Origin of the sequence: Archangium lansingense (genome assembly GCF_026626635.1) — a bacterium.
GTDB classification, from domain to species: domain Bacteria; phylum Myxococcota; class Myxococcia; order Myxococcales; family Myxococcaceae; genus Archangium; species Archangium lansingense.
This window is the reverse complement of record NZ_JAPNKA010000001.1, coordinates 1,982,517-2,006,436: the sequence shown is the minus strand read 5'-3', so window position 1 is coordinate 2,006,436 and position 23,920 is coordinate 1,982,517. Positions and strand designations below refer to the sequence as shown.

Below are 23,920 nucleotides of genomic sequence, written 5' to 3'. Positions count from 1 at the left end.
GCTCATGCAACAGAGAAGCAAACTTCGCGAGTTGCATGCGGGGCACAGTCGGGACAGAAAGCTACGCCATGTCTGACGCCACGACTGCCCCGCTTTCCCGCGTGAGCGACCGCGGATTCTACGTATTCACCGCGGTGGTCTCCGCCGCTGCTCTCTCATTTCTTGCGTACATTCTTCTCATCCGCCGAGGAGGCGCGGTGGGCGGAGTAGACCTGCGCTTCCTGCCTGCGGTGAACGCGAGCTTCAACGCGCTGGCGGCGGCGTTCCTGACGGCGGGCTGGGTGGCCATCCGCCGCAAGGCGAGGCGCGTGCACCAGTACCTGATGGTGTCCGCCTTCGCATCCTCGGGGCTCTTCCTGGTGTGCTACCTGGCCTACCACTTCGTCCACGGCGACACGCGCTACGCGGGCACCGGCGTGATGAGGACGGTGTACCTCACCATCCTGGCCAGCCACGTGCTGCTGTCGCTGTTCGTGGTGCCGGGCGCGCTGCTGGCCTTCTACTTCGCGTGGCGCAAGGCCTTCGAGAAGCACCGGAAGGTGACGCGGTGGCTGGCGCCCATCTGGCTCTACGTATCCGTGACGGGCGTGGTCATTTTCTTCATGCTGCGCGGCAGCCTGCCCGCGGTGCACTGAGGCCCCTGTCCCGGAGTCCAAGCACCTGGGACGCTCCGTGCGAAATGTCTGACACCCATCCTGGTACTTCATAGGGACAACGTCAGCGTGTCGTCGTAGGGCCAGAGGTCATTGTCCGCCTTCCGTGTCCGGACGAAACACCGGTGGACGAGGAGCTCCACCCGCTCCTCGGGGGTGAGGCCTCCCAGCCGCTCGGCATCTTTGGCGGTGAGTGGTGCATGGGGCGCGAGACGACCGTCCACGTTGAAGCAGACCGTGCCCCCGCGCCGGTAGTCTCGCCGGAACTGCGTGCGCCACTGCGAGTTGCTCCCCCAGCCGACGGAGAGGTCAGTGGTGGGGCGATTGGCTCTCCGGTGCGCCCAGTACAGGGGCGAGCTCTCGGCGATGGCAGGCACGAGTTCCCGCGCGCCCGCACGGGCCGTCACTCCGGCACGCGAGAACATCAGGTCGCCGAGCATGAAGCAGGGCCACCTCGACTCCACGAGCGCGATTCCGTCCACGGGCTGCTCGGACGCCTGCACCGAGACGATCTCGTGAAAGAACGGGTGGAAGCCCCCGTGCTCGACGCGCACGAAGCCGAGCGCCTCCAGGAAGGAGATGTACTCCTCCAGCCGCAGATCGAGCCCGTGCCAGCCCTCGCGCCGGAGCGGCTGGAAGCGCAGGAGCAGGACGTCATTGACCCGCGACACCGCATAGAGGCGGCAGAGGTCCTCGTCGCTCATGGTCGGCCAGGGCTCACCGGGGCGGGCCCCGAGTTCGCGGAGCCACGTGCGCTCCGCGCCGTTCCGCGCGAGCCACGGGCCGAGCACCTCGTCCGAGACGCGCCGTCCCTCATACGCGAGGAGGGACTCGTAGAGCGCCCTGAAGGGCCGCTGGCTTTCGAACATGCGCCAAAGCTACCCCAGGTGGTGGGAGCGCGCCCCGAGAGCATTCCACTCAACCACCTCTCGCACCAGACAGCCTTCCACCCTTGATTCGTTGGTCATGAGAGCCATCCTCATTCCCGCCTCATGCGCTGAAACCGTCCATCGCGCGCAGCCATTTCCAATCCACCTCCAGGTGGTGGATATCTTCTGGAAGATGTGCTTCCTCTGCTGCTGGTAGCAACCCGGCAGCAGCGCGAAGACTGATATACGCAACTCCCCTGAACTCGGAGGCCGCGCTTTCATCCAACGCGACACGCGCAAGCGACTTGAACGACTGTTCATCAGGTTGGCCACATCGCTGGACCATTGAACCCACGGAACGGGCAACGATGATCTGCACCTCAAGATCCGTCTCCTGTCCCTCCAGCATTGACCGCAGCATGGGGAGCGTGCGCATGTCTCCCCAATGGAGACACAGGGCCCAAACGGCCTCATACCTCGTCTCGGGATCAGGGCTCTTCATCAACTTCAGCCCGGCATCCACAACCTCTTCGGATGGTGGCGTCTCCTTATCCAGCTTCAACTCCCGAAGGGCCTCCAAGACCTCTTCACGGTCATGAGAAGCCAGGTGCCGTACTCGCTCTCTATTGTCCACGCGGCTCTCCTCCGGAAAGAGCTTCCTCCATACGGGAGATCATGGCACGGGCCTTGTCTATCGCCCTCTGTACATATGAGCGAACGACAGATGAGTGTGCCGGACTCTCCAGGCTGCCCTCAAGAGCCCTGACGTGCCTTTTGAGATCCCTGATGGACTGGAGCATCTCGCGCCGATGATCCCAGTAGCCGCCACCAGGCTTTGGAAATTTCTGACCAGCAAGCTCTTTGGCGACCCCTTCAAAATCACTTGGCTTGGCGTGATCGCGGATAATATTTTCTATTTTCTGGATATGTTTGGCCTGCGAATCAAGCAATGCCTGCGGAGGTTGCGCATCGAGACTGTCGTTGGCCTGTAACTTCTGGTCGGGTGGCAAACTGCCCCCCGGCCCCATGGCCTGGGAGGCCACCGCCGTGGGCGCCAGTCCCACCACCAGTTCCCTGGCGCCCAGCACCACCGTCCTCACCTGCCCCGCCGCCTCCAGGCTCACCCGCGTGCGCACCGGAGAGGCCAGTGCCGCCTGGCGGAATCCGGGCAACTTCGGCCCCCTGCCCACGAAGCGCGTCTGGCCCCCGATGGCCGCCGTCGCCAGCAGCAGGAACACGCGCATCCCGTTGTCCCCCAGCACCCGGCCAAAGCGCTGGCCCGCCCCCCTCACTTCCTCCACCGTCCTCGCCCGCCCGGCCTCCTCCAACAACACCCACCCCGCCTCCACCATGGACCATACCGGCCCCAGCCCCAGGTAGGCCACCAGGTACACCGTGAGCACCGCCGCCAGTCCCTTCGTCACCGGGTCCGGCAGCATCAACGTCAGCAGATACGTGCTCAGCGCCGTATAGACCATCACCTTGAAGGCCAGCGGATCGACGTACTCGCTGAGCGGAACCGCCGCCCCTTCCCAGATGCTGTCCATGGCGAACGAGAGCGCCAGCCGCAGGCGCGCCAGCGTCTCCGGAGGCGGCGCGTTGCCCGGCAGCACCAGGCACCCGTCCTCCGGCTCCGAGGGCGCGCACTGCCCGCGCAGCCGCTGCTGCACCCCCTCCTCCTCCCCTCCCCACGAGGCGAGCACCACCCGGCCCGCCCTCCGCGGCAGGGAGAGCTTCAGCGGCATGTGCAGCACCAGCTCCGTCAGGGCCCCCACGAGCTCCTCCATGCCGACCTGCACCGGCGGGGGCTCGGTGGCCGGGGATACATGGACGATGGGCGGGCCCTCGCCCGTCTCCAGCCGAACCCTCGGCCCGCTCACACAGCCCGCCAGCCAGGGCACCAGCAGCAACAAACCGAGTCCACGCCATCCGTTGCGCATGTATGACTCCCCGCCCCTATTGGGTAGGCAATGTGATGCAGGACTCTAAAGAGCACCTCCGACATGACATGCGCTGGGAATTCGCGCGAACCTCGCCGCCCTACCGCGAACGTGCTATCGCCAGAATCGCAATGGAAACCTGAAGGGACGTCCTCCATAAGAGGCACCCGGCCCTGGGAGGAAACCATGAAGCAGGAAGACAAACCCTCGAGCGGAGAAACGCTGGGGCCGTATCACATCACCCGGCGCTACCGCGGTATCGGCGGAGGGGTGGGGCGCCTGTACGAGACTCGCAACAACGAGACGGGCAACGCGGCCCTGGTGCTCTCACCCGGACCAAAAGGAGAGCTGCGGCCAGAGAATGTCTGGCAGGTGCGCGCCATCTCCAGCGTAACACCCCCCTACCTCGCGCTTGAGGTGGAGCATGCACCCGAAGGAGGTCAGGTCACGCAGCTCGCATGGATGCTCGACCGGTGGACGACGGCCCTACTGCGCCTCGATGAGCGGCCCGAGGCCCAAGCCCACTTGACCGGAGGCCCGAAGGAGCCGCGGTCTCGTCCGGGTGGATGGCTCCGTTCACCCCGTATTGGTCTGGCGATGGCCGCGCTGCTTGCGCTCCCGGTGGTCCTCTGGCCACGGTCCACCGTGCATCACCAAACGGTGAACGCCATGGTGGAGCGGCCAGTCTTCACCCGTCCGAGCGATGAGTCCGCGACAGGGATTCAGGGCTTCCCCATGCCCAGCAAACCCTTCGAAGGGCAGAAGAAGCCTCCGTGCGATGCAAAGCGTGCCGAGGTGGAAATCCACGGAGGCTGCTGGATGGAAATCGCCAGACGCCCGCCCTGTTCCGAAGGCGCTGCCGATTACCAGGGTAAGTGCTACGTAGCGGTGGGAACCGCGCCGCGTGTGCCCACCTCCATCGGCCCCTGAAGCGTCAGGCCGACTGCTCCACCTGGGACTCGCGCGCGCCCATCCCTCGTGGCAGCCGCACGGTGAAGGTGGAGCCCTTGCCCTCCTCGCTCTCGACGGTGAGGGTCCCGCCGTGCAGTTCCACCAGCCGGTGCGCGCTCGCCAGTCCCACGCCACTGCCGGAGATGACCGGCGCCACGTTCCGGCCCCGGCGGAAGCGCTCGAAGATGTGCGGCAGGTCCGCCGCCGGAATCCCCATCCCCTGGTCCTGCACGCGCAGCCGCACCCAGCCCTCCGGGCCTGGAGACTCCTCGCTCAGCCACACGTCGATGGAGCCACCCCGCGGGCTGTACTTCACGGCGTTGCCCAGCAGGTTGTCCAACACCCGCTCCAGGCTCGGCTCGTCCCAACTGCCCTGGAAGTCCGTGCCCTCCACGTGCAGGTGCACCGGGTGCGTGGCCATCAACGGCCCCAGCTCGCGTACCTTGGCGCGCACCAGCGCGAACAGGTCCACCGGCTCGCGCTTCAGCGGCTTCTCCCCTCCCCGCGTCACCTCCAGGAAGTGGTCGATCAGCTCGCCCATGCGCTGCGTGCCACGCAGGATCTGATCCAGCCGCGTCTTCACCCCGGCCGTCTGCGCCTCCGGGGGCAGCTGACGACGCAAGAGCTGGGTACTCAACAGGATGCTCTGCAGGGGCCCCTTGAGATCATGGGTGGCGATGGCGAAGAACTCGTCGCGCACCGCGAGAGCCTCGCGCGCCGCCCGCGCAGCGCTCTCCGCCTGGCGGCGGTGCTCCTCCAGCTCGCGCACCATGCGCACCGCCTCCACCGCATTGTGGAGGCTGTGGCGCAGGCGCTCCGGCGAGAAGGTCTCCTTGAGGAGGTAGTCGTGGGCCCCTGACTTCATCGCCTCCACCGCCACGGCCTCGCTGCCGCTGCCGGTGTACACCACCACCGCGGGCATGCGCGCCTTGCACCGCTCGCGCAGCTCGCGCAGCAGCGTCACCCCATCCATGCCCGGCAGGTGGAAGTCCAGGACGAGCGCGTCGGGCACCGGCTCGTGCCGCATGCGCTCCAGGGCCTCCTCGGCGGAGCTGGCCAGCTCCACCTCCCACTGCACCTCCGTATCCTTCTCGAGCGCCCTTCGCAGCCCCCGCTGATCCGCGAGGCTGTCGTCGACGAGCAGCACACGCAAGCTCATCCCTGGGGCTCCTCCAGTCCGGGAAGCAGCACCGCGCTGACCGTGTCCTCCACCAGCAGCAGGGGCCGTTCCATCAACGAGGCCTCTCTCCCAGCGTGAAATAGAAGGTGGAGCCCTGGCCGGGCGAGGACTCTACCCACAGCTCGCCCCCGTGCAGCCGGACGAGCCGCCGTGCGATGGTCAGGCCCGCCCCGCTGCCGCCCCCATAGGAATGGGCAGGGTGCAGCCGGCGGAACATCTCGAAGATGTCCTCGTGGAACCGCTCCGCGATGCCGATGCCGTTGTCCCGCACGTAGAAGACGTATTCATCCGGCCGCCGCCGCGCTGGGGAAGAGAGGGGCTCGCCCGGGCCATAGAAGCCCAGCTCCACCCAACGCGGCCCGCCCGTCTGGTGGTACTTGGCGGCATTGGTGAGGAGGTTCGCCCAGACCTGCTGGATGCGGACCCCATCACACTCCACCCGAGGCAGCGGCCTGGGGGTGCGCACCTCCACCTGATTCTCCTGCAAGCGGGCGGATACGGTCAGCAACACGTCTTCCACCAGACCCTGCATGTCCACTTCGCCCCAGGCCAGCTCCACACGCCCAGCCCGGCTGTATTCGAAGAGGGCATCCATCTGGCCTTGGGTGCGTCCGGCCAGCCACCGCACCTCCTCGAGCTGCCTGCGCCCGTCCTCGCCGAGCTGCTCGCCGTAGTCCTCGAGCAGAAAGCCCGCGTACTGCTGGATGCCGCGCAGCGGCTCCTTGAGGTCGTGCGCCACGGTGCCGCTGAAGGCATCCAGCTCCACGTTGGAGCGGGCAAGGGCGACGGCATGGCGCAACAACACGCCCACCAACGCCCCGCGGAAGCCCATGGCGGCGGCCACGTCCTCGGGAGTCCAGGGACTGCTCGCCCCGCGCACCGTCTCCTGCCAGGCGTCGAAGGAAGCGCGCGGGTGGAGGCGGCTGGCACCGGGCCCAGACACCACGGGCTTCTGGGGATTGCCGGCCCAGGTGACGGTGCGCGCCACCTCCGGGCGGAACCAGAGGACGAAGCGGGGCGTGACCGCATCCAGGCGCACCGCGAGCAGACCGCTGGCCACGTCCGCGTACTCGGCAGCCGGCGGGTGGAGCCGGCCGAGCCGCTCCGTGTGAAAGGTGCCGTCGAAGTGCTGCCCGGCGAGCCAGGCGGCCAGCTCCACCACGTCCTTGGAGGAGGGCGTAGCGCCCAAGAGCACGGGGGCCTCGCCCAGCAGCAGCGCCGCCCCACCCGCCCCGGTGATTCCGAGAAGGAGGTCCGCCTCTCGGGAGAGCGCCGAGGGCAGCGTCCCCGCCTGCTCGGAGAGCCGCTCCACCAGCCGTGTCTGGAGGTGGGCACGGCGGGCGAGCTCGGCGGACACGCTGGCGCGCTCCTCGGCGGCGAGCTGCAGCGACACCAGCCGGGACAGCACGTCACAGGCGCGGCGCGTGGCGGCCGGTACGAGGAGGGGCGTGCGGTGGTGGCACGCAATGAGGCCCCACAGGCGGCCGTCCCGCAGCACGGAGATGGACATGGAGGCGCCCACCCCCATGTTGGCGAGGTACTCCAGGTGCACAGGGGACACGCTGCGCAGGGCCGCGCCGGACAGATCCAACGGACGCCCCAACGAGGGCAGAACGGAGGGCACCAGCGACACGGGCGCGGCGCGCGCATCGGCGATGAGCCGCAGCGTGTGACGCGTGTAGAGGGCGCGGGCCTGGGCGGGGATGTCGCTCGCGGGGAAGTGCAGGCCCAGGAAGCCGTCCATGGCCTCGTCGCGGCTCTCCGCCACCACCTCACCATGCCAGTCCACGTCGAAGCGATACACCATCACCCGGTCGAAGCTGGTGAGCGCGCGCACCGCCTCCGCCGCCGCCTGGAGCAGCCCCAGCGGCCCCTGAGCGCGGGCCAGCGGCGAGAGGAGCAGGTCCACCATGCCCAACGCCTCCTCCTCGCTGAAGTCCGCCTCGGTGGGCTCCAGCTCCAACACCGCCAGTTCGTCGCTCCGGTGCAGCAGACCCATGAAGAAGCGACCCGCGGCCTCGAGGCGCAGGGTACCGTTGACGGGCTGGGACAGCGCCCGGGTGAGCAGGACGAGAGAGGAGAAGTGGAGGACTTCTGCCAGCGGCCGACCCAGAAGTGCCTGCGGTGGGCGCCCCAGCCAGGCCTCGGTGTTGGCGCTCACCAGCCGCAGGGTGAGGTCCGGCTCCGAGAAGGCCAGCAACACTCCATGGGGTTGAATGCCCCCCAGCAGGTGGATGGGCTCACGCTCGCACTGGGAGAGGTCCGCTTCAGAGACTGGAGGGCGCATCGGCGTGGACCTCACGGAGCCAGGCCTCGAAGGCCTCGAAGGTGTCCTGGGCGCCCCTCACCACCCGGGGAGTCAGTACCGGGTCCGGACAGGCGCACAGCAGGGCCTCGCCGAAGGCTCTCCACATGGGCCCTACAGACTCTCCATAGGCCCGGAAGAAGGAGAAGCCACCCGCGGCCCCCCGCTCGAAGTGGCGCGTGAGGTGACGAAGGATGAGCTGCCCACCGAGCGTCGCGCCCTCCAGGACGTACAGCGTCCCGAGCGCTTCGGGCACTCCAGGCAGCGCGGGCGGGCAAGAGTAGACCGGCAGGCGAGCCAGCGAAGCATCGTCATGGCCGAGTGCCCGGAGGTCCGCCTCCAGCAGCGGCAACTTCCACCGATCGGCGAGGCGCAGCGCGGGGAAGAGGCCCTCCAAGCATGAAGCGAGGGCGGCTTCCAACGGCGCGTAGAGGCCGTAGAGGGCTTCCAGGTGACGACGGTAGCCGGACAGGGTGAGGTCCGGTGACAGCAGGCGCACCACGCGCTCAGCGCGCTCATGGTGGGGGCGGGTCTCCGCCTTCAAGGTCTGTAACAAGGTGCGGGGCTCTGGGGGAAACAAGGCGTCTCCGAGCATGTCCATCGTTCCCCGATGCGGGGAACGAAGAATGCATCCGAGTGTCAACCTTCCGCCAGCCCGGAGGGCAGGCGAGCAAGGGGGAACAGGCCCCTGCCGCCCTGTCCGTGTTCTCAGAGACAGCCGCGCGGGGGACCCGGCCTCGGACAACAGCCGGGTCACCCCTCATCCTCCCGTCAGGGGATGTCGCACGCCCCGCCGCCAGTGCCGTCGTCGTAGCAGACGTAGCCCGAGCGGCACGTGCCCTGGCCACCAACGCCCGTGCAGGTGGCGAAGCAGTAGGCCGCAGTCTCCGCGGTGTTGAAGTAGCACTTGGAGCCCGCCGGGCAGCCAGAGGAGAGGCAGTCCTGCGTGCAGTACCCCCCGGGGTAGCCCTCGGAGGCCGGCACGCACAGGCCCGCCGTGCCGCATTGCGCGTTACTGGTGCAGGGCTGTCCCACCGTCGAAGTCGGCTCCTCCTCAGTGGACCTGTAGGGCACCAGGGTGAAGCTGATGTCCTTCACCACCTGGTCCTTCTTCACCTCGATGGGCTCGAGCTCGGTGGCGTCGCGCCAGAAGCCCACGCGCTCCCCCTCCTCGAAGAACTCGCCATCCTCGTCATCGTCGATGGTGGCCAGCGCGTAGTAGGTCCGCGAAGGGAGCTCGAGGGCGTAGCTGTAGCCGCTGTCCGCCGGCACCAGCGCCACCCCCTCTTCATCCACCTTCCACTCCCCGAGCAGGTTCTTGTAGGCGAAGGCGATGACGGCGTCCTTGTCCTGCGAGGCACCCACCCGGAACTTCACCAGCACTTCGGCGGAGCCCGTCCCGGTGGTGGCCTTGAGGGTGAGCTGGGCCACGTAGTTGCCGTTGGACAGCGCCCCCGGGTTGACGTTCACCGTGAGCGGGACGGACTTGTAGGCGGGAATCGACAGCGTGCTGTTGGAGAGGGACACCGCGGAGGCCTGCGCCCCGGCGACGCTCGCGCTCACCTGGAGCGTGCCGCCTCCCACGTTGCGCACCGTGAGCTGCTGGGAGCCGTTGCCCGTGAAGGAGAGCTGGGTGGTGCTCACGCCGAGCTTTGGTGGCGCACTGGGGTCCGAGGCGCCCTTGGCCCGCAGCACGGCGGCCTGGGCGTTGACGAGGCCCGCGCCACAACCCTCGGTGCACTGGCTGGCGGTGTCGGCCGTCTCCTTGAGGATGGACTCCACCTGGGCGGAGGTGAGCGACTCGTTCACCGCCAGCATCAGCGCCACGATGCCCGCTACGTGAGGGGCCGCCATGCTCGTCCCGTTGTACCAGTCGTAGCCGGGCTGATTCCGGGCGTCCGGCAGGGTGGAGAGCACGCCGTCCGGGTAGCTGTCGCCGTTGCGGTCCTCACTGGTCTGGCCACCCGTGGCCATGACGTCCACCGGAGAGCCGTAGTTGGAGAAGCTGCTGCGCTTGCCGTTGAAGCGCACCGAGCCCACGCAGATGACATTCTGCATGTTGCACGGGAAGGTGTTGGTGGCGTTCTGGTTCTCGTTGCCCGCGGCGATGACGAAGATGGAGCCCCGCGCCACGCCGGCGTTGACGATGTCCTGCACCGACTGGGGCGCGGTCCCTGTGCCACCCAGGCTCAGGTTGACGACACGCGCGGGCGAGGTGTTGGCGGGCACGCCGGGTACCGAACCGCCCGAGGCCCAGTTCATCCCGGCGGCGATGTCCGCCAGCGAGCCACCCGAGGTGCCCAGCACGCGCACCGCCTGCAGCTTCCCCTTCCAGGTGACGCCGGACACGCCCAGCCCGTTGTTGGACACCGCGCCGATGGTGCCGGCCACGTGCGTGCCGTGGAACGAGGAGCCACCGTTGGGCGAGTCCTTGCCCATGTCCGTCGGGTCGTTGTCGACGCCGTTGCCATCCCCCGCGTTGGTGGAGTCCGAGATGAGGTCCATGCCCGGAATGATGCGGGAGTCCAGGTCCGGGTGCCGGACGATGCCGGTGTCCACCACCGCCACCACCATGGAGTCATCACCGGTGGTGATGTCCCAGGCGGCCGGCAGGTTCATGTTCGGGTAGTGCCACTGCCGGGAGTAGAGCGGATCATTCGGGACGGAGAAGGCCTTCACGCGCAGGTTGCTCTCCGCGTAGCGCACCCCAGGAATGGCCGAGAGCCGCTGGACGAGCGAGGTGTGCTCCGCGCTCGTCAGGGCGCGCACGGGTGCCGAGCCCTGGGCGCCGGACTGGGCCTGCACCCCCGTGGGCTCGTAGCGGATGACATGCAGGTGCTCGCTGATATAGCCCTTGTGCACGGCGCGGTAGCCAGAAGCCCGCACCCGCTCGAGGACCGTCTCCGCGGGCAGGTTCGCCTCGTTGAAGCGGACGATGACTTCTCCAGTGATGATGGACTCCTGCGCCGAGAGGGGGCTCGCCGGGTAGCCCGTGCGCAGCACCCCCTTGGAAGCCAGGGCGCTGGCAACCGCCCGCGACAGTTCCCGAGCCCCCGCTTCCTCCAGAAGAGGGGAACGGGTGATGTGGACCCCAGCGGACTGCCCCTGGAACGGGGTGAGGGCTCCCTGCACCGAGCCGGAAGACACGGGCAGCGGGATATCATCATCGTCATCGATCTCGATGAAGGGACAGGCCGTGAGGCCCAACAGCCCCAGGACAGCAAGGCGGCGGATCATTCGGGTTCCTTGGATGAAGGAGAGGTGTTTCAGGCCGGACGCTAGAGTGCCGTGAGGCAGCGCGTCCAGAGCACCCCCCCCAGCTACCGGCGCTGCCCGCTCTCCTGATGCTGGACCCGGCGAGAGCCTTCTCCCTACGATGCGCCCGCGGTCACTCACGGCGTAGCGCATCGAGGGGAAACACCGGGTGAGGCACGGCATCGAGCTGGAGAACGTCACACGCGTGGTGGAGGGAGAGACACACCTCGCGGACATCCACCTGAAGCTCGAACCCGGCACCTTCCACATCTTGCTGGGTCGCACACGCGCGGGAAAGACGTCGCTGCTGCGCCTGATGGCGGGGCTCGACAAGCCCACCACGGGGACGCTCCGCGCGGACGGGGTCGACGTGACGCGCGTAGACGTGCGCCACCGCAACGTGGCCATGGTGTACCAGCAGTTCGTCAACTACCCCTCGCTCACCGTCTACGAGAACATCGCCTCGCCGCTGCGGCTGGCGGGGAAGCTCAGCAAGCAGGAGCTCGATCGGCGCGTGCGCGAGACAGCCGCCGCCCTCCGCCTGGAGCCCTACCTGGAGCGACTCCCCTCGGAGCTGAGCGGTGGGCAACAGCAGCGCACGGCCATGGCCCGCGCCCTGGCCAAGGACGCCTCGCTGCTGCTGCTGGACGAGCCCCTGGCCAACCTCGATTACAAGCTGCGCGAGGAGCTGCGCACGGAGATCCGCCAGCTCTTCCGCAACCGCCCCGCCGTCGTGGTGTACGCCACCACCGAGCCCACCGAGGCGCTGCTGCTCGGCGGGAGGACCACGGTGCTCCACGAGGGCCGCGTGCTGCAAACGGGCCGCACCCTGGAGGTGTACCAGTCCCCCGCCACCGAGCGCGTGGGGCAGATCTTCAGCGATCCGCAGATGAACCTGTGGGACGCCGAAGTCTCCCCGGACGCGGGAGCGCGCCTCTCGCCTGAGGTGGCCTTCCCACTGTCCGGGCACCTGCAGGGCCTCGCGCCCGGCCGCTACCGCCTGGGCGTCCGCGCCCACCACGTACGGCTCGCGCCCAGCACCCCCGGGGACATCCGCATCCCCGCGCATGTGGAGGTGGAGGAGGTGAGCGGCTCCGAGACACTCGTGCATGCGGCGCACGGCTCGCTCGCGCTCACCGCGCAGGTAGAGGGCGTGCACCGGCACCCGTTTGGCGCGCCGGTGGAGCTGTTCGTCTCGCCGTCCCGGATGTTCGTGTTCAGCGCTGAGGGCCGGCTCGTGGCCGCGCCTTCCTTCACTTCCGAGGAGCCCGCGCATGGCCAGGATTGAGCTCCGCAGCATCGCCCACGCCTATGTGGCCGTCCCCGCCTCCGAGCAGGATTACGCGCTGCGCCCCCTGGAGCTGGTCTGGGAGGACGGCGGCGCCTACGCGCTGCTGGGGCCCTCGGGGTGCGGAAAGACGACGCTGCTCAACATCATCTCCGGCCTGCTGCGGCCCACCCGGGGACAGGTGCTCTTCGACGGCGTGGACGTCACCGAGGCCCCGCCGCAGCGGCGCAACATCGCCCAGGTGTTCCAGTTCCCAGTCATCTACGACACGATGACCGTCTCCGAGAACCTGGCCTTCCCGCTGCGCAACCGGGGCCTGGGGGCCAGCGAGACGCGGGCGCGGGTGGAAGAGGTAGCGGAGCTGCTGGAGCTGACTCCGGACCTGCGGCTGCGAGCCAGCGGGCTGTCCGCGGACATGCGCCAGCGAATCTCCCTGGGCCGAGGGCTGGTGCGCCGGGACGTGGCCGCCATCCTGCTGGACGAGCCCCTGACGGTCATCGACCCGCACGTGAAGTGGCTGCTGCGCCGCAAGCTGAAGCAGGTGCACGAGCAGTTGAAGATGACGCTCGTGTACGTGACGCACGACCAGGTGGAGGCGCTGACGCTCGCGGACCGGGTGGTGGTGATGAACCAGGGGCGCGTGGTGCAGGTGGGCACGCCGCAGGAGCTCTTCGAGCGCCCGGCGGACACCTTCGTCGGCTACTTCATCGGCAGCCCGGGGATGAACCTGCTGCCGTGCACGGTGGAGGACGACGCGGTGGTGGTGGAGGGGCAGCGGCTGGCCCTGGACGCGGGCGTGTGCGCACGGGCGCGGTCGGCCGGGGGTGAGCTGCGGCTCGGCATCCGTCCCGAGTTCCTCCGGCGCGTCCCCGAGGGTACGCCGTCCTCGGTGCGCGTCGAGGTGACGCAGGTGGAGAACCTGGGGCGGCACAAGCTGGCCACCGCGAAGCTGGGAGCCCAGGCCCTCAAGGTGCGGCTGCCCGAGGAGGAGCGGCTCGCGCCCGGAGAGAGCTGCTGGCTGGAGCTGCCGCCTCGCTGGACGACGCTGTACGCCGGAGGCCGGGCCATCCCATGAGCAAACCCACCAATCAGAAAGCCTGGCTGCTGGTGCTGCCCGTGCTGGTGGCCGTCGCCTTCAGCGCCATCATCCCGTTGATGACGGTGGTGAACTACTCGGTGCAGGACATCCTCGGACCGGACCAGCGTGTCTTCGTGGGGACGGAGTGGTTCCGCAAAGTGCTGAGGGACCCCGAGCTGCACGGAGCCCTGCGGCGGCAGCTCGGCTTCTCCCTGGCGGTGCTGGCCTTGGAGATTCCCCTGGGCGTGGCGCTGGCACTCGTTCTCCCGAAAGAGGGGCGCGCCGCGTCCTTGAGCCTGGTGCTGCTGGGCCTGCCCCTGCTCATCCCCTTCAACGTGGTGGGCACCATCTGGCAGATCTTCGCCCGCGGTGACATCGGCCTGCTGGGCGTGGTCATCACCGAACTCGGCTTCCAATACAACTACACGGCCAACGCGCTGGATGCCTGGCTCACGGTGCTGCTCATGGACGTCTGGCATTGGACGCCCCTGGTGGCCCTGCTCTGCTACGCGGGCCTGCGCGCCATCCCCGAAGCCTACTACCAGGCGGCTCGCATCGACGGCGCCTCGGCCTGGGCCACGTTCCGCTTCATCCAGTTGCCCCGGCTGCGCGGAGTGCTGACCATCGCCGTGCTGCTGCGCTTCATGGACAGCTTCATGATCTACACCGAGCCCTTCGTCCTCACCGGCGGCGGACCCGGCAACGCCACCACCTTCCTGAGCCAGTACCTCACGCGGCTCGCGGTGGGCCAGTTCGACCTGGGCCCCGCGGCCGCCTTCTCGCTGGTCTACTTCCTCGTCATCCTGCTGCTCAGCTACATCTTCTATACCGCCATGACGGGCTCGACGGGCTCCAAGTCGGGCTCGCAGGAGGCGCGATGAGACGCCTCGCAGTTCCCCTCTACCTGCTGCTGAGCTTCGTCCCCATCTACTGGCTGGTGGGCATGTCGTTGAAGACGAACGAGGAGATCTTGGGAGGCTTCACGCTCTGGCCCCGCAATCCCACGTTCGCCAACTACGTCACCATCTTCACCGACCCGGACTGGAGCAACGGCTACATCAACTCGCTCACGTACGTGGGCATCAACACCGTGCTCTCCGTACTGCTGGCGCTGCCCGCCGCCTATGCCTTCTCGCGCTACCGCTTCCTCGGTGACTCGCACCTCTTCTTCTGGCTGCTGAGCAACCGCATGTCGCCCCCCGCCGTGTTCCTCCTCCCCTTCTTCCAGCTCTACTCGAGCATCGGCCTGTTCGACACCCCGTGGGCCGTGGCACTCGCGCACATGCTCTTCACCGTGCCCCTGTCCGTGTGGATTCTGGAAGGCTTCATGTCCGGCGTGCCGCGCGAAATCGACGAGACCGCGTACATCGACGGGTACAGCTTCCCCCGCTTCTTCGTGCGCATCTTCCTGCCCCTCATCCGCTCGGGCGTGGGCGTGACGGCGTTCTTCTGCTTCATGTTCTCCTGGGTGGAGCTGCTGCTGGCGCGCACGCTCACATCCGTGGAGGCCAAGCCCATCGTCGCCACCATGACGCGCACCGTGAGCGCCGCCGGCATGGACTGGGGCCTGCTCGCCGCCGCCGGAGTGCTGACGCTCGTGCCGGGCGCGGTCGTCATCTACTTCGTGCGCAACTACATCGCCAAGGGCTTCGCCCTGGGAAGGGTGTGAGCCACCATGGACCTGGAATGGATGGCCTGGACCGCGCCCACGGCCGGCTTCTTCGTGGTCATCGCGCTGCTGCTCGCCGCCTATACCGTCTGGGGAATCCGCTCCCCTTCCCTGCCCCGCCGCGGCCTGCTGCCCATGGCCACCACCCGCGGAGACCGCCTCTTCGTCGGGCTGATGGGCAGCGCCTTCATCCACCTCGCGTGGGTGGGGCTCACGGATGCCTCTGTCTGGTTCGCCGTAGGTCTGTCGTTGCTGTTCATGCTCTTCATTGCTCGCTGGGGGTAACCCGTTGAAGAACGCGTTGAGATGGACGCTGGCATTGGCCGTGGCAGTCCCCGTCGTCGGGTGCAAGAAGGAGTCGAAGCCGGAGGACGGTGCGAAGCCCGCCACCACCGCGCAGCAGGTGGACGTCGCCGCGCTGGAGAAGGCCGCCGAGAAGTGGGTGGACCAGGAGTTCACGCCGAGCACCCTCACCCGTGAGCAGCAGCTCGCGGAGATGAAGTGGTTCCGCGAGGCCGCCGCCCCCTACCGCGGACAGACGATCAACGTGGTCTCGGAGACGATCGACACACACGTCTACGAGGCCAAGACGATGGCCAAGGCCTTCGAGGAGATTACCGGTATCAAGGTCAAGCACGACCTCATCCAGGAAGGCGATGTCATCGAGAAGCTGCAGACCCAGATGCAGTCGGGCCGCAGCATCTACGACATGTATGTGAATGACAGCGACCTGATTGGCACCCACGTCCGCTACGGACACGTCGTGCCGCTGTCAGACTTCATGGCGGGCGAGGGCAAGGACGTGACGCTGCCCACGCTCGACATTGACGACTTCATGGGCAAGAGCTTCGTCACCGGCCCGGACGGGAAGATCTACCAGTTGCCGGACCAGCAGTTCGCCAACCTGTACTGGTTCCGCCAGGACTGGTTCAGCCGGCCGGAGCTGAAGGAGCGCTTCAAGAAGAAGTACGGCTACGAGCTGGGCGTGCCGGTGAACTGGTCCGCCTACGAGGACATCGCCGAGTTCTTCACCAACGACGTGAAGGAGCTCGATGGCGTCCGGGTGTACGGCCACATGGACTACGGGAAGAAGGACCCGTCCCTGGGGTGGCGCTTCACGGACGCGTGGCTGTCCATGGCGGGCGTGGGCGACAAGGGCCTCCCCAACGGCAAGCCGGTGGACGAGTGGGGCATCCGCGTCGAGGGCTGCAACCCCGCGGGCGCCTCGGTGGCGCGCGGTGGCGAGGCGAACGGCCCCGCCGCAGTGTACGCGCTCACCAAGTACATCGAGTGGTTGAAGAAGTACGCGCCGCCCCAGGCCGCCGGCATGACGTTCTCCGAGGCGGGCCCGGTCCCCGGCCAGGGCAACGTGGCCCAGCAGATCTTCTGGTACACGGCCTTCACCGCGCCGCTGACGAAGGCGGGGCTGCCGGTGGTGAACGCGGACGGCTCGCCCAAGTGGCGCATGGCGCCCTCGCCCCATGGCCCCTACTGGGAGGAGGGCACGAAGCTCGGCTACCAGGACACGGGCTCGTGGACGATGCTCAAGAGCACCCCGCTGGAGAAGCGAAAGGCCGCGTGGCTGTACGCGCAGTTCACGGTGGCCAAGAGCACGTCGCTGAAGAAGTTCTTCGTGGGCCTGACGCCGATTCGTGACTCGGACATCCGCTCCGAGCACGTGACGAAGGTGGCGGACCGGTACGGCGGCCTGGTGGAGTTCTACCGGAGCCCCGCTCGCGTGGCGTGGACACCGACGGGCACCAACGTGCCGGACTACCCGAAGCTGGCGCAGCTCTGGTGGCAGAACATCAGCCTCGCCGTCGAGGGCGAGAAGACGCCGCAGCAGGCCATGGACTCGCTGGCCGAGCAGATGGATGACGTGATGGGACGGCTGGAGCGCGCGGGTATGCAGAACTGCCCGCCGAAGCTCAACCCGGTGAAGGACGCGAAGACCTGGTTCGACGCTCCGGGCGCACCCCATCCGAAGCTCGCCAACGAGAAGCCCAAGGGCGAGACCGTGCCCTATGAGCAGCTCCTCCAGGCGTGGAAGGAAGGACGCGTGAAGTAGCGCGCAGTCCTGCTGGGGAGCGCGCATGCCATGAACGTGTGCGCTCCCCATTTCCCCCGAGACTTGGAAGCCCGGCCGGTTCGCATACACTGGTGCTCTCGATCGCCGTTCCACGGCGGAGAAGCGAATCGCATCCGTGAATGCTTTGGCCGTCCTCGTCTCCACCATCCTGGTCGCGCAGACCTCGATGGTCTCCGTCTCGTTCGACCTCCGCTCGCTGTCCGAGAAAGACTATCGGCAGCTCGACGGGCTCTCCCTCGAGCGCAAGGTATCGCTTCGCCTGACCCAGGAGGGGTTCGCGGTGGTCTCCCCGGACCACCCGGCCGCGCAGATTCGCGTGAGGGCCCGCCGGGTCGAGAACAGTCTGGTGGTCGAAGCGCTCGGGCCGGCCGGGAGCCTTCAACGGGTGGTCCGGCTCGATGCGGGCTCACTGGACGCGCTTCATTTCGAGGTGACCCAGAAAGTCGCGGAGCTGTCGCGAGCGATGGACGTGCCATCACCCGAGACAACTCCTCCGCCGGTGACGGCTCCTGCTGCGGAACGCGGCTCGCCGCTCGAGTTGTCACTCGGCGCGGGTGCCCTCTGGCGCACTGGCGCCGTGGACCCGCTCCTGCTCACCTCCGCACGCCTGGGGCTGGGGCGAATCGGCCTGGACCTCGAGGCGGGCATCTCCGCGTCGCGCGGGCTGGACATGCACGTGTTCGAGACTCAGGGGAGCGTGGGGCTGGGTTACCGGTTCGCGCTTGCCGGCCCCTTGCAGGTCGAGCCCAGCGCCGCGTTCGGCCTGGTGTTGCACGGCTACCAGGTGACGGACCCGTTCGCGGCCGCCAGCGGGGGCACCCTCGTCGGGCCCGCCGGCTGGGCCCGGTTGCGGGCGCGCTGGGCCGTCGCAGCGCGCCTCTCCCTGGAACTGCGCCTCGCCCTCGGCCTCTCCACGCCGATCGAACATGTGAGTGAAGGGATGACGCTATGGACGAGAGGCGGTCTCCGGGGGGAAACAGTCTTGGGCCTGACGTGGGCGCCGTAGCCGGGCCCACTCCAGGCGGCCCCGAACGTGGTACCTTTTGCTGAAGGTGTCGCCCGCTTCTCCTGCCGGAAAAATGAGTCCAGGCCCGCCCGAGGGAGCGGTCTCCTTCGAGGCGCTCTACGACGAGCACGCGGACCAGGTGTTCGTCTGGGCCATGCGCTATGCGCAAGGCCGAAGAAGCTGGGCCGAGGACATCACTCACGACGTCTTCGTCAAGGCCTGGGAGCATCGCGCCTGGCTTCGCGAAGAGGACGTGCGGGGCTGGCTGTTCCGGGTGACCCAGAACGTTGCCTTCACCGCCCTCCGGAGGGAGAGCACGCTTGCGGGCCGGCTTCAGAGCGCGGTGGACTCGCTGCTGCGTCCCGCGACGCCCTCGACCCCCGAGGAGCTCCTGGCGCGTCGTCAGACGATGGACTCGGCCACCAGCGCGCTCGAGCGGCTGCCCCCCCAGGAGAGGGTGGTCATGGCCCTGAAGACGATGGACGACCTGAGTCAGAGAGAGATCGCTCAGCTCCTGTCCCTCTCGGAAGGTTACGTCTCCAAGCTGCTGGGCCGGGCCAGGGCGCGGCTCACGTCATGGGGTTGGAGGGTGGATGATGTCGCACCGTGACTTTCGCGCCGAGCTGAAGCAGGAGGAGACCCTCCGAGCCACGCAGGGAATGCCGGTCCCGGCACGCCACGCGGTACGCCTGCGCCTGCAGGGCACGCTCCAACCCCGGGCCAGGCGGACCGTACCCCGTTGGATATGGGCCGGGGCGTTCACCATGGCGATGGTGGTGGTGTTGTTGGTGTTGGGGAGGGCTCCCCCCACGCCGGAAGCGCTCGGGCGATTCCAGATCGTGTCGGCGTCCCGCGAGCTGACGACCCGTCAGCACGCGGAGGACCTCGAGATCGAAAAGGGCCAGGCCACGCTGGTGGACGCCGAGAGCGGCGTCACGGTGCAGAACCTGGGGCCGCTGGTCTTCCGACAGGAGTCCGGCGGGCTTCGGATTGTACGCGGAGGGGCCGAGCTGTCGGTCACGACGCGCCTCGAGGGCTCGGCCCCCGCCGTGGTGCGGGTATCGGACGGGGAGATCCAGGTCCTGGGAACACGTTTCACGGTCCAGCAGGGAGAAGGCAGAGGGACGGTCACGCTGCACGAGGGCGCCATCCGCTTCGTTCCGGCGCGGGGGGGCTCCGAGGTCCGGCTCCAGCCGGGGCAGAGCTTGGATTGGCCGTTGCCGGAGGAGCCGGCCGTGCCGGGCCCGCCGCCCCCCATCAGTACGCTCCCCGCTCCTCCGTCCAATGGGCCGCGGTCCTCGAAAGCCAGGCCACCGGGCGAGCCCAAGACTCCGCAGCTCTCGGCGGAGGAGTTCCTACGGGAGGTGGACGTGCTGCGCAGCCGGAAGGAGTTCGAGGGCGCGGCCCGGCTGCTCGGGGAGGGCCTGCGAACCCAACCGCCCGCCATGCGCGAGCTCCTCAGCTTCGAGCTTGGCTCGCTCCTGACCTATCAGCTCCGCGACCCCCGGCGCGCGTGCACTCACTGGGCATGGCATGGGCGCCAGTTCATCCGCGGCCGGTACGATGCCGAAGTGAGCCGGGCCCAAGCCGTTCTCGACTGCCCGCGGGATGGGCAAGAGCGCGAACCATGAGGCTCCAGAGATGGAATCTGGCCTGGGCGCTGCTGGGCTCGCTCACCGCCTGCGATCCGGCCGTCGTCGACCACTCCCCCACGTCCAACCTGCTCGACGCCGAGACCGCCTCGCTCGAGGCGGGGGTGGGCCACTGGACGGCCTGGTACGGGACGAAGATCTCGCGCGCCCCGGGCGCCGCCAGGCAGGGGGAAGCGAGCCTGCGAATCGAGCTCACCGAGCCCTACGGCTGGGGAGTCGCACTCGACAACTACCCGGGCTTTCCCGCCACGCCGGGAGCGCACCGGGCGACGTTCTGGGCCCGAGCCGTTCGAGGAAGCTCGCTCAGGGTCGAGATGAGGGTGAGCTGGCGCGACGCGAGGGGGGAGGAGCTCCAGGCGCACCGGCTGGCCGGCCCGGTGTTGGGGGCCGACTGGGCGAACGCCCGTCTGGAGATGGTCGCACCCGCCAACGCCGAGCGCGTCAGCGTGGACCTGACCGGGAGCGAGGGAGACCCCGGCGACGCCCTCGAGGTGGACGGGATCTCCATCCACTCGCAGCCTGACCGCTAGGCCCGGAGGTACGGGAGCACGTCCCCCGCCGCGGACCAGACGCTGTCCGGCCAGGCCTGCGCGCCGGTGTAGCGCCCGTAGGGGTTGTCCGGGTTGTCCTTGGTGGTCTGGACGTAGCGCTTGCCGTAGCCGTCGTGGTCCGGCTCCTGGTACTCGGTGCGGGGCACGCCCATCGCCTGGAGGCTGGTGCCCATGAGCTGGTTCCAGGTGAGGCCCGGCGCCATCCCCACGGAGCTGTCGATCACCTTGCTTCGGTTCCGGTAGTCACAGTAGCTCCCGGTCCGGAGGAAGCCTCCGGCCCTGCCCACGGTCACCACCGGAATGTTGAATCCCTCGTGGGCCAACGGCCCGTGCTCCTGCATCCAGAGGATCAAGCTCTGGTCGAGCAAGGTGTTTCCGGCCCCGTCGCTGAGACCTTCCAGCCGGGTCGCCAGGTCCATCACCACGCCCGAGAAGAATTGTCGCTGCGCCGCGACCAACCGTTCCTGCCCGGTGGCGGTGGTCTCCGCATGCGCGACCTCTTCGTGCCAGAGATCCCTGGAATAGGCGTAGAAGGTGTTGACGTACGCGTCCCCCATCACCGACGCGACGCGCGTGACCCCACAGTTGAAGCCCAGCGCGATGACCTCGTTGAGGAGCTGGAAGTACCTGACCTGGGTGTCCGGGTTGAGCTGGTACGACGAGGATGGGTTGCCCAGGGAGCCGCCAAGGAGCGAATGATTGCTCTGGGTGGGGCGCGGAGCCGAGCCGCAGGACACGGGCACGGTCGCCAGGCGGCGCTCGAGCTCGTGGACCCGTTGAACGTGCTCGTCGAGCCGCTGCTTGTCCGCGGCAGAGAGCCGGGAGTTGGAGCGGAGGCGCGAGTAGCTTCCCAGGACGAGATCGACGATCGGCTTGCGCGTCGGCTGCGTTCCGCCGACGTTGGGGAAGAGCCGGTCGAAAATCTGGAGAGAGCTGCTCTGGTCGGAGACCGGTTGAATTCCGCCGCTCCGGCCGATGGGATCCGCGTACTGGTACGAGAAGACGCTGTTCTGGGTGGCGACGATGGAGCGCTGCCGGACGCCGGTGAGGTTCGGGTAGAAGGCGCTCGACCAGGCCATCACCTGATCGATCGACGGGCGCGGAAAGCTCCGCATCGGGTGGGGGTCGTTGGTGGCGGCCAGGTTTCCCAGCGAAGCCATCCCGTAGTGGTGGGCGATCAGGAAGGTAATGTCCAACCCGCGCAGGACGTTCAGCTTGGAGACCAGGTTCGGACTCAGCAGCGGGCTGGTGAGGACCGGGCTCAGGGCGGTCGAGCCGGTGTTGAGCGCCCCCCGGTAGATGGTGTGCCCCGCGTAGGACATGGATTCCGTCAGCGTGGCGTCCGCCGGGAACATGTTGCCCGGCTGGATTCCGCCGTGCAGGGTCATGAACCCCACGAAGCACTTGTTGGCCGTCGCCGCCTGGGCACGCGCCTCCGAGGTGCTGAGCAACGAAGGCAGCACGGGCAGGGCGAGCACGGCGCCGCCCGCGCCCTTGAGGAAGAATCGCCGCGTCGGGCGGAAGGACAAATCACTCACGGGAATGACCTCTTCTTGAACTGCTCCAGGAAGGCGACTTCGCGCCAGATTTCCATCAGCGGCCGGTTCTCCAGCGTGAGACTCTCGAGCCGGGACAGGCTGCACCCATCCCCGTCCTGCTCTTTCCGCCCGAAGCTGAAGCGAAAGGCCATGCGGGCAAAGCAGCTATGGACGTGCCCGCTCTCGTCGAGCAGGCGAGCGACGTCGGCGGCTCCCTCGGACGGCGTCACGTCACCGCTGAGGATCCGCGGCACGGAGTCGGTGCGCACCGGGCGCTCCGCCACCTTGTTCCCCGCATCGTCGAAGATCGCTTCCGAGGTTCGCTCGCGCCCGAGCCCGTCAAAGGCCTCGGTCGCGAACCCGAGCGGATTGATCCGGCCCATGTGACATCCCGAACAGCCGGAGCCGGGGGATTGGGTGACCAGCTCGACCCTCTCACGTGTCGTGGCGTCCGGACTCGGGTCCACCGGGACCGACGTGGCGTCCGCGGGAGGCGGAGGCAGAGATTCGCACAGGAGATCCTGACGTATCGTCACCCCCTTCATGATGGGGCGTGTCTTCGCGGCCCCGGTCATCAGGAAGGCCGCCCGGCCGATGAGGCCGGGGCGTGCCTGCGAGCCGAATGCCGGAGGGGCGCTGGCTCCGTCCCAGACTGGCGCTCGATAGATGCGGGCGAGCAGGGGATCCTGGGCGAACGAGTACCGGTTGTTGAGGAGGTCCGAGAGGCTCCCCTGCCGCCTGGCCTCGTAGCGCACGGCGGCGAGCACGTCCTCGATCACCGCCTCCCGGGTGTCGGGGCCCGGGGCGTCCGGGCCAGCGTAGGCCGCGAACTTGGGCGTGACCAGGAGGAGATCCAGCTCGGGGAGGTTCTCGAGGTGGAGCCAGTGTTTGAAGAAGTCGTCCATGGCCACGAAAGCGCGCGGCGAGCTCGAGAGCCGCTCGACCTGAGCCCGGTAGCCGGCGTCGGTGAGGAGCTCACCGCTCGCGGCTGCGTCCCACAGGGTGTCGTCCGGTGGCGCTTGCCAGAAGTGGTACGAGAGGCGGCTGGCGAGCTCGTAACCGTTCAGGTCCGCCTCGGCGCCCTCCTGCCCCTGCTCGACGAAGTAGAAGAACTCCGGCGATTGGACGATGAGGCTCACCACGTCAGCCAGGACGGCGGGAGCGACAGCGGACGTGTCCGCGGGCCTCTTGGCGGTCCTGAAGAACTGGACCTCCTCGGAGGTGAGCGGACGCCGCAGGGCGCGCGCGCCAAAGCTCTGGATGAAGTTGCTCAGGCAGCGCTCATCGTCGCTGGTGTCGGCGTTGGTCGCGCAGGCCTTGAAGACCTCCGTTCGCCGCGCCGTGGTCCGGGTGAACTCCGCGCCCAGAACACCGCCCAGATCATAGAGCGCGTCGGCGTGCTCCTGCTGTACGGCTTGATCGAACTGGGCGAAGCCGCCGTGGGACCGGATCGAGCCGCTGCGGAGATCCTGGGGAAGGCGATTCAACGCGGTCCCCATCGCCGTCCACACCGTGCCAGCGGAGGTCGGAGCGAACTTCGAGCTCAGCTCCTGGAAGGTGTTGCGGACCTGGGCCCGGGTCATTCGCCGGAGCGGCTGAACCGGGGGCGCCTGGGCCGGATCGCACTGATAGAGCGGCGCCCGGGCCACGTTGTTGAGGGAGGGATCTCCTATGACGTCGCCATTGGGGCCAGGGGCATTGGGGCCGGGGGCGTTGGGGTCGGGGAACCCCCCCACAAAGCCCGCGTCACACCCGGAGGCCAGCACGGCGAGCGCCGCCCAGCAGGCGTTGATGAGCTTCCTATCGAACCGCATTCGAGCAGTCCTTCGTCGAGAGTGCGGTGTCTCTACGAACGAGGCCCAACAAACTTTCCAGGGAATTTCGGCCATGGCCGCC

Annotated in this window: 21 protein-coding genes; 12 read left to right on the top strand and 9 right to left on the bottom strand. The window is 68.2% G+C overall.

What is annotated here, in order from left to right; translation table 11 throughout:
- Window positions 1-68 precede the first annotated feature (68 nt).
- Entirely contained in the window at window positions 69-635 is a 567-nt protein-coding gene (locus OV287_RS08080; RefSeq protein WP_267533409.1) for a DUF420 domain-containing protein, read from the top strand.
- Window positions 636-703: 68 nt separating this feature from the next.
- On the opposite strand, the gene OV287_RS08075 is transcribed toward OV287_RS08080, so the two are convergent.
- The 3 genes from OV287_RS08075 to sitA5 form a co-directional block, all read right to left on the bottom strand.
- Entirely contained in the window at window positions 704-1,522 is an 819-nt protein-coding gene (locus OV287_RS08075) for a hypothetical protein (protein ID WP_267533408.1), read from the bottom strand.
- Window positions 1,523-1,643: 121 nt separating this feature from the next.
- Window positions 1,644-2,084, bottom strand: a complete 441-nt coding sequence (locus OV287_RS08070) for a HEAT repeat domain-containing protein (RefSeq protein WP_267533407.1) — start codon at window positions 2,082-2,084, stop codon at window positions 1,644-1,646.
- A 61-nt stretch (window positions 2,085-2,145) separates the two neighbouring features.
- Window positions 2,146-3,462, bottom strand: a complete 1,317-nt coding sequence (gene sitA5, locus OV287_RS08065; protein ID WP_267533406.1) for a SitA5 family polymorphic toxin — start codon at window positions 3,460-3,462, stop codon at window positions 2,146-2,148.
- A gap of 186 nt (window positions 3,463-3,648) precedes the next feature.
- On the opposite strand from sitA5, the gene OV287_RS08060 reads away from it, so the two are divergent.
- Entirely contained in the window at window positions 3,649-4,392 is a 744-nt protein-coding gene (locus OV287_RS08060) for a hypothetical protein (protein WP_267533405.1), read from the top strand.
- Between the two features lie 4 nt (window positions 4,393-4,396).
- Here OV287_RS08060 and OV287_RS08055 read toward each other — a convergent pair whose 3' ends face one another.
- The 4 genes from OV287_RS08055 to OV287_RS08040 form a co-directional block, all read right to left on the bottom strand.
- Window positions 4,397-5,572, bottom strand: a complete 1,176-nt coding sequence (locus tag OV287_RS08055) for a hybrid sensor histidine kinase/response regulator (RefSeq protein WP_267533404.1) — start codon at window positions 5,570-5,572, stop codon at window positions 4,397-4,399.
- 73 nt (window positions 5,573-5,645) lie between these two features.
- Window positions 5,646-7,880 (bottom strand): ATP-binding protein, encoded by a 2,235-nt coding sequence (locus OV287_RS08050; RefSeq protein WP_267533403.1) that lies wholly within the window; start codon window positions 7,878-7,880, stop codon window positions 5,646-5,648.
- Window positions 7,861-8,454, bottom strand: a complete 594-nt coding sequence (locus OV287_RS08045) for a biliverdin-producing heme oxygenase (RefSeq protein WP_267533402.1) — start codon at window positions 8,452-8,454, stop codon at window positions 7,861-7,863. Before OV287_RS08045 ends, OV287_RS08050 begins: the two co-directional genes overlap by 20 nt.
- A gap of 215 nt (window positions 8,455-8,669) precedes the next feature.
- Window positions 8,670-11,135: a S8 family serine peptidase gene (locus OV287_RS08040; protein ID WP_267533401.1), complete on the bottom strand. Its 2,466-nt coding sequence runs from the start codon at window positions 11,133-11,135 to the stop codon at window positions 8,670-8,672.
- Between the two features lie 187 nt (window positions 11,136-11,322).
- On the opposite strand from OV287_RS08040, the gene OV287_RS08035 reads away from it, so the two are divergent.
- The 10 genes from OV287_RS08035 (at window position 11,323) to OV287_RS07990 (ending at window position 20,465) form a co-directional block, all read left to right on the top strand.
- Complete coding sequence (locus OV287_RS08035; protein ID WP_267533400.1) at window positions 11,323-12,441, top strand: ABC transporter ATP-binding protein; 1,119 nt, start codon at window positions 11,323-11,325, stop codon at window positions 12,439-12,441.
- Window positions 12,428-13,516, top strand: coding sequence for an ABC transporter ATP-binding protein (locus tag OV287_RS08030; RefSeq protein WP_267533399.1), 1,089 nt, complete (start codon window positions 12,428-12,430; stop codon window positions 13,514-13,516). Before OV287_RS08035 ends, OV287_RS08030 begins: the two co-directional genes overlap by 14 nt.
- Window positions 13,513-14,400 carry a carbohydrate ABC transporter permease gene (locus OV287_RS08025; protein WP_267533398.1) on the top strand — a complete coding sequence of 296 codons (888 nt, stop codon included), beginning with the start codon at window positions 13,513-13,515 and terminating at the stop codon, window positions 14,398-14,400. The genes OV287_RS08030 and OV287_RS08025 overlap by 4 nt, the downstream gene beginning before the upstream one ends.
- Entirely contained in the window at window positions 14,397-15,188 is a 792-nt protein-coding gene (locus tag OV287_RS08020; RefSeq protein ID WP_267533397.1) for a carbohydrate ABC transporter permease, read from the top strand. The genes OV287_RS08025 and OV287_RS08020 overlap by 4 nt, the downstream gene beginning before the upstream one ends.
- A gap of 6 nt (window positions 15,189-15,194) precedes the next feature.
- On the top strand, window positions 15,195-15,473 hold the full coding sequence (locus OV287_RS08015) for a DUF2160 domain-containing protein (protein ID WP_267533396.1): 279 nt from the start codon (window positions 15,195-15,197) through the stop codon (window positions 15,471-15,473).
- Between the two features lie 4 nt (window positions 15,474-15,477).
- Window positions 15,478-17,256 carry an ABC transporter substrate-binding protein gene (locus OV287_RS08010; RefSeq protein WP_267533395.1) on the top strand — a complete coding sequence of 593 codons (1,779 nt, stop codon included), beginning with the start codon at window positions 15,478-15,480 and terminating at the stop codon, window positions 17,254-17,256.
- Window positions 17,257-17,392: 136 nt separating this feature from the next.
- The gene (locus OV287_RS08005) at window positions 17,393-18,283 is read left to right on the top strand and encodes an autotransporter outer membrane beta-barrel domain-containing protein (RefSeq protein WP_267533394.1); all 891 of its coding nucleotides are present in this window, start codon (window positions 17,393-17,395) and stop codon (window positions 18,281-18,283) included.
- A gap of 73 nt (window positions 18,284-18,356) precedes the next feature.
- A complete protein-coding gene (locus OV287_RS08000; RefSeq protein WP_267533393.1) occupies window positions 18,357-18,893 on the top strand; it encodes an RNA polymerase sigma factor in 537 nt (178 codons plus the stop codon).
- The gene (locus OV287_RS07995; protein WP_267533392.1) at window positions 18,877-19,914 is read left to right on the top strand and encodes a FecR domain-containing protein; all 1,038 of its coding nucleotides are present in this window, start codon (window positions 18,877-18,879) and stop codon (window positions 19,912-19,914) included. The genes OV287_RS08000 and OV287_RS07995 overlap by 17 nt, the downstream gene beginning before the upstream one ends.
- Entirely contained in the window at window positions 19,911-20,465 is a 555-nt protein-coding gene (locus OV287_RS07990) for a hypothetical protein (protein ID WP_267533391.1), read from the top strand. Before OV287_RS07995 ends, OV287_RS07990 begins: the two co-directional genes overlap by 4 nt.
- On the opposite strand, the gene OV287_RS07985 is transcribed toward OV287_RS07990, so the two are convergent.
- Together OV287_RS07985 and OV287_RS07980 are read right to left on the bottom strand one after the other, a co-directional pair.
- Window positions 20,462-22,024, bottom strand: coding sequence for a DUF1552 domain-containing protein (locus OV287_RS07985; protein WP_267533390.1), 1,563 nt, complete (start codon window positions 22,022-22,024; stop codon window positions 20,462-20,464). The two genes, OV287_RS07990 and OV287_RS07985, sit on opposite strands and share 4 nt — an antisense overlap.
- The gene (locus OV287_RS07980; RefSeq protein WP_267533389.1) at window positions 22,021-23,838 is read right to left on the bottom strand and encodes a DUF1592 domain-containing protein; all 1,818 of its coding nucleotides are present in this window, start codon (window positions 23,836-23,838) and stop codon (window positions 22,021-22,023) included. The genes OV287_RS07985 and OV287_RS07980 overlap by 4 nt, the downstream gene beginning before the upstream one ends.
- Window positions 23,839-23,920: the final 82 nt, after the last annotated feature.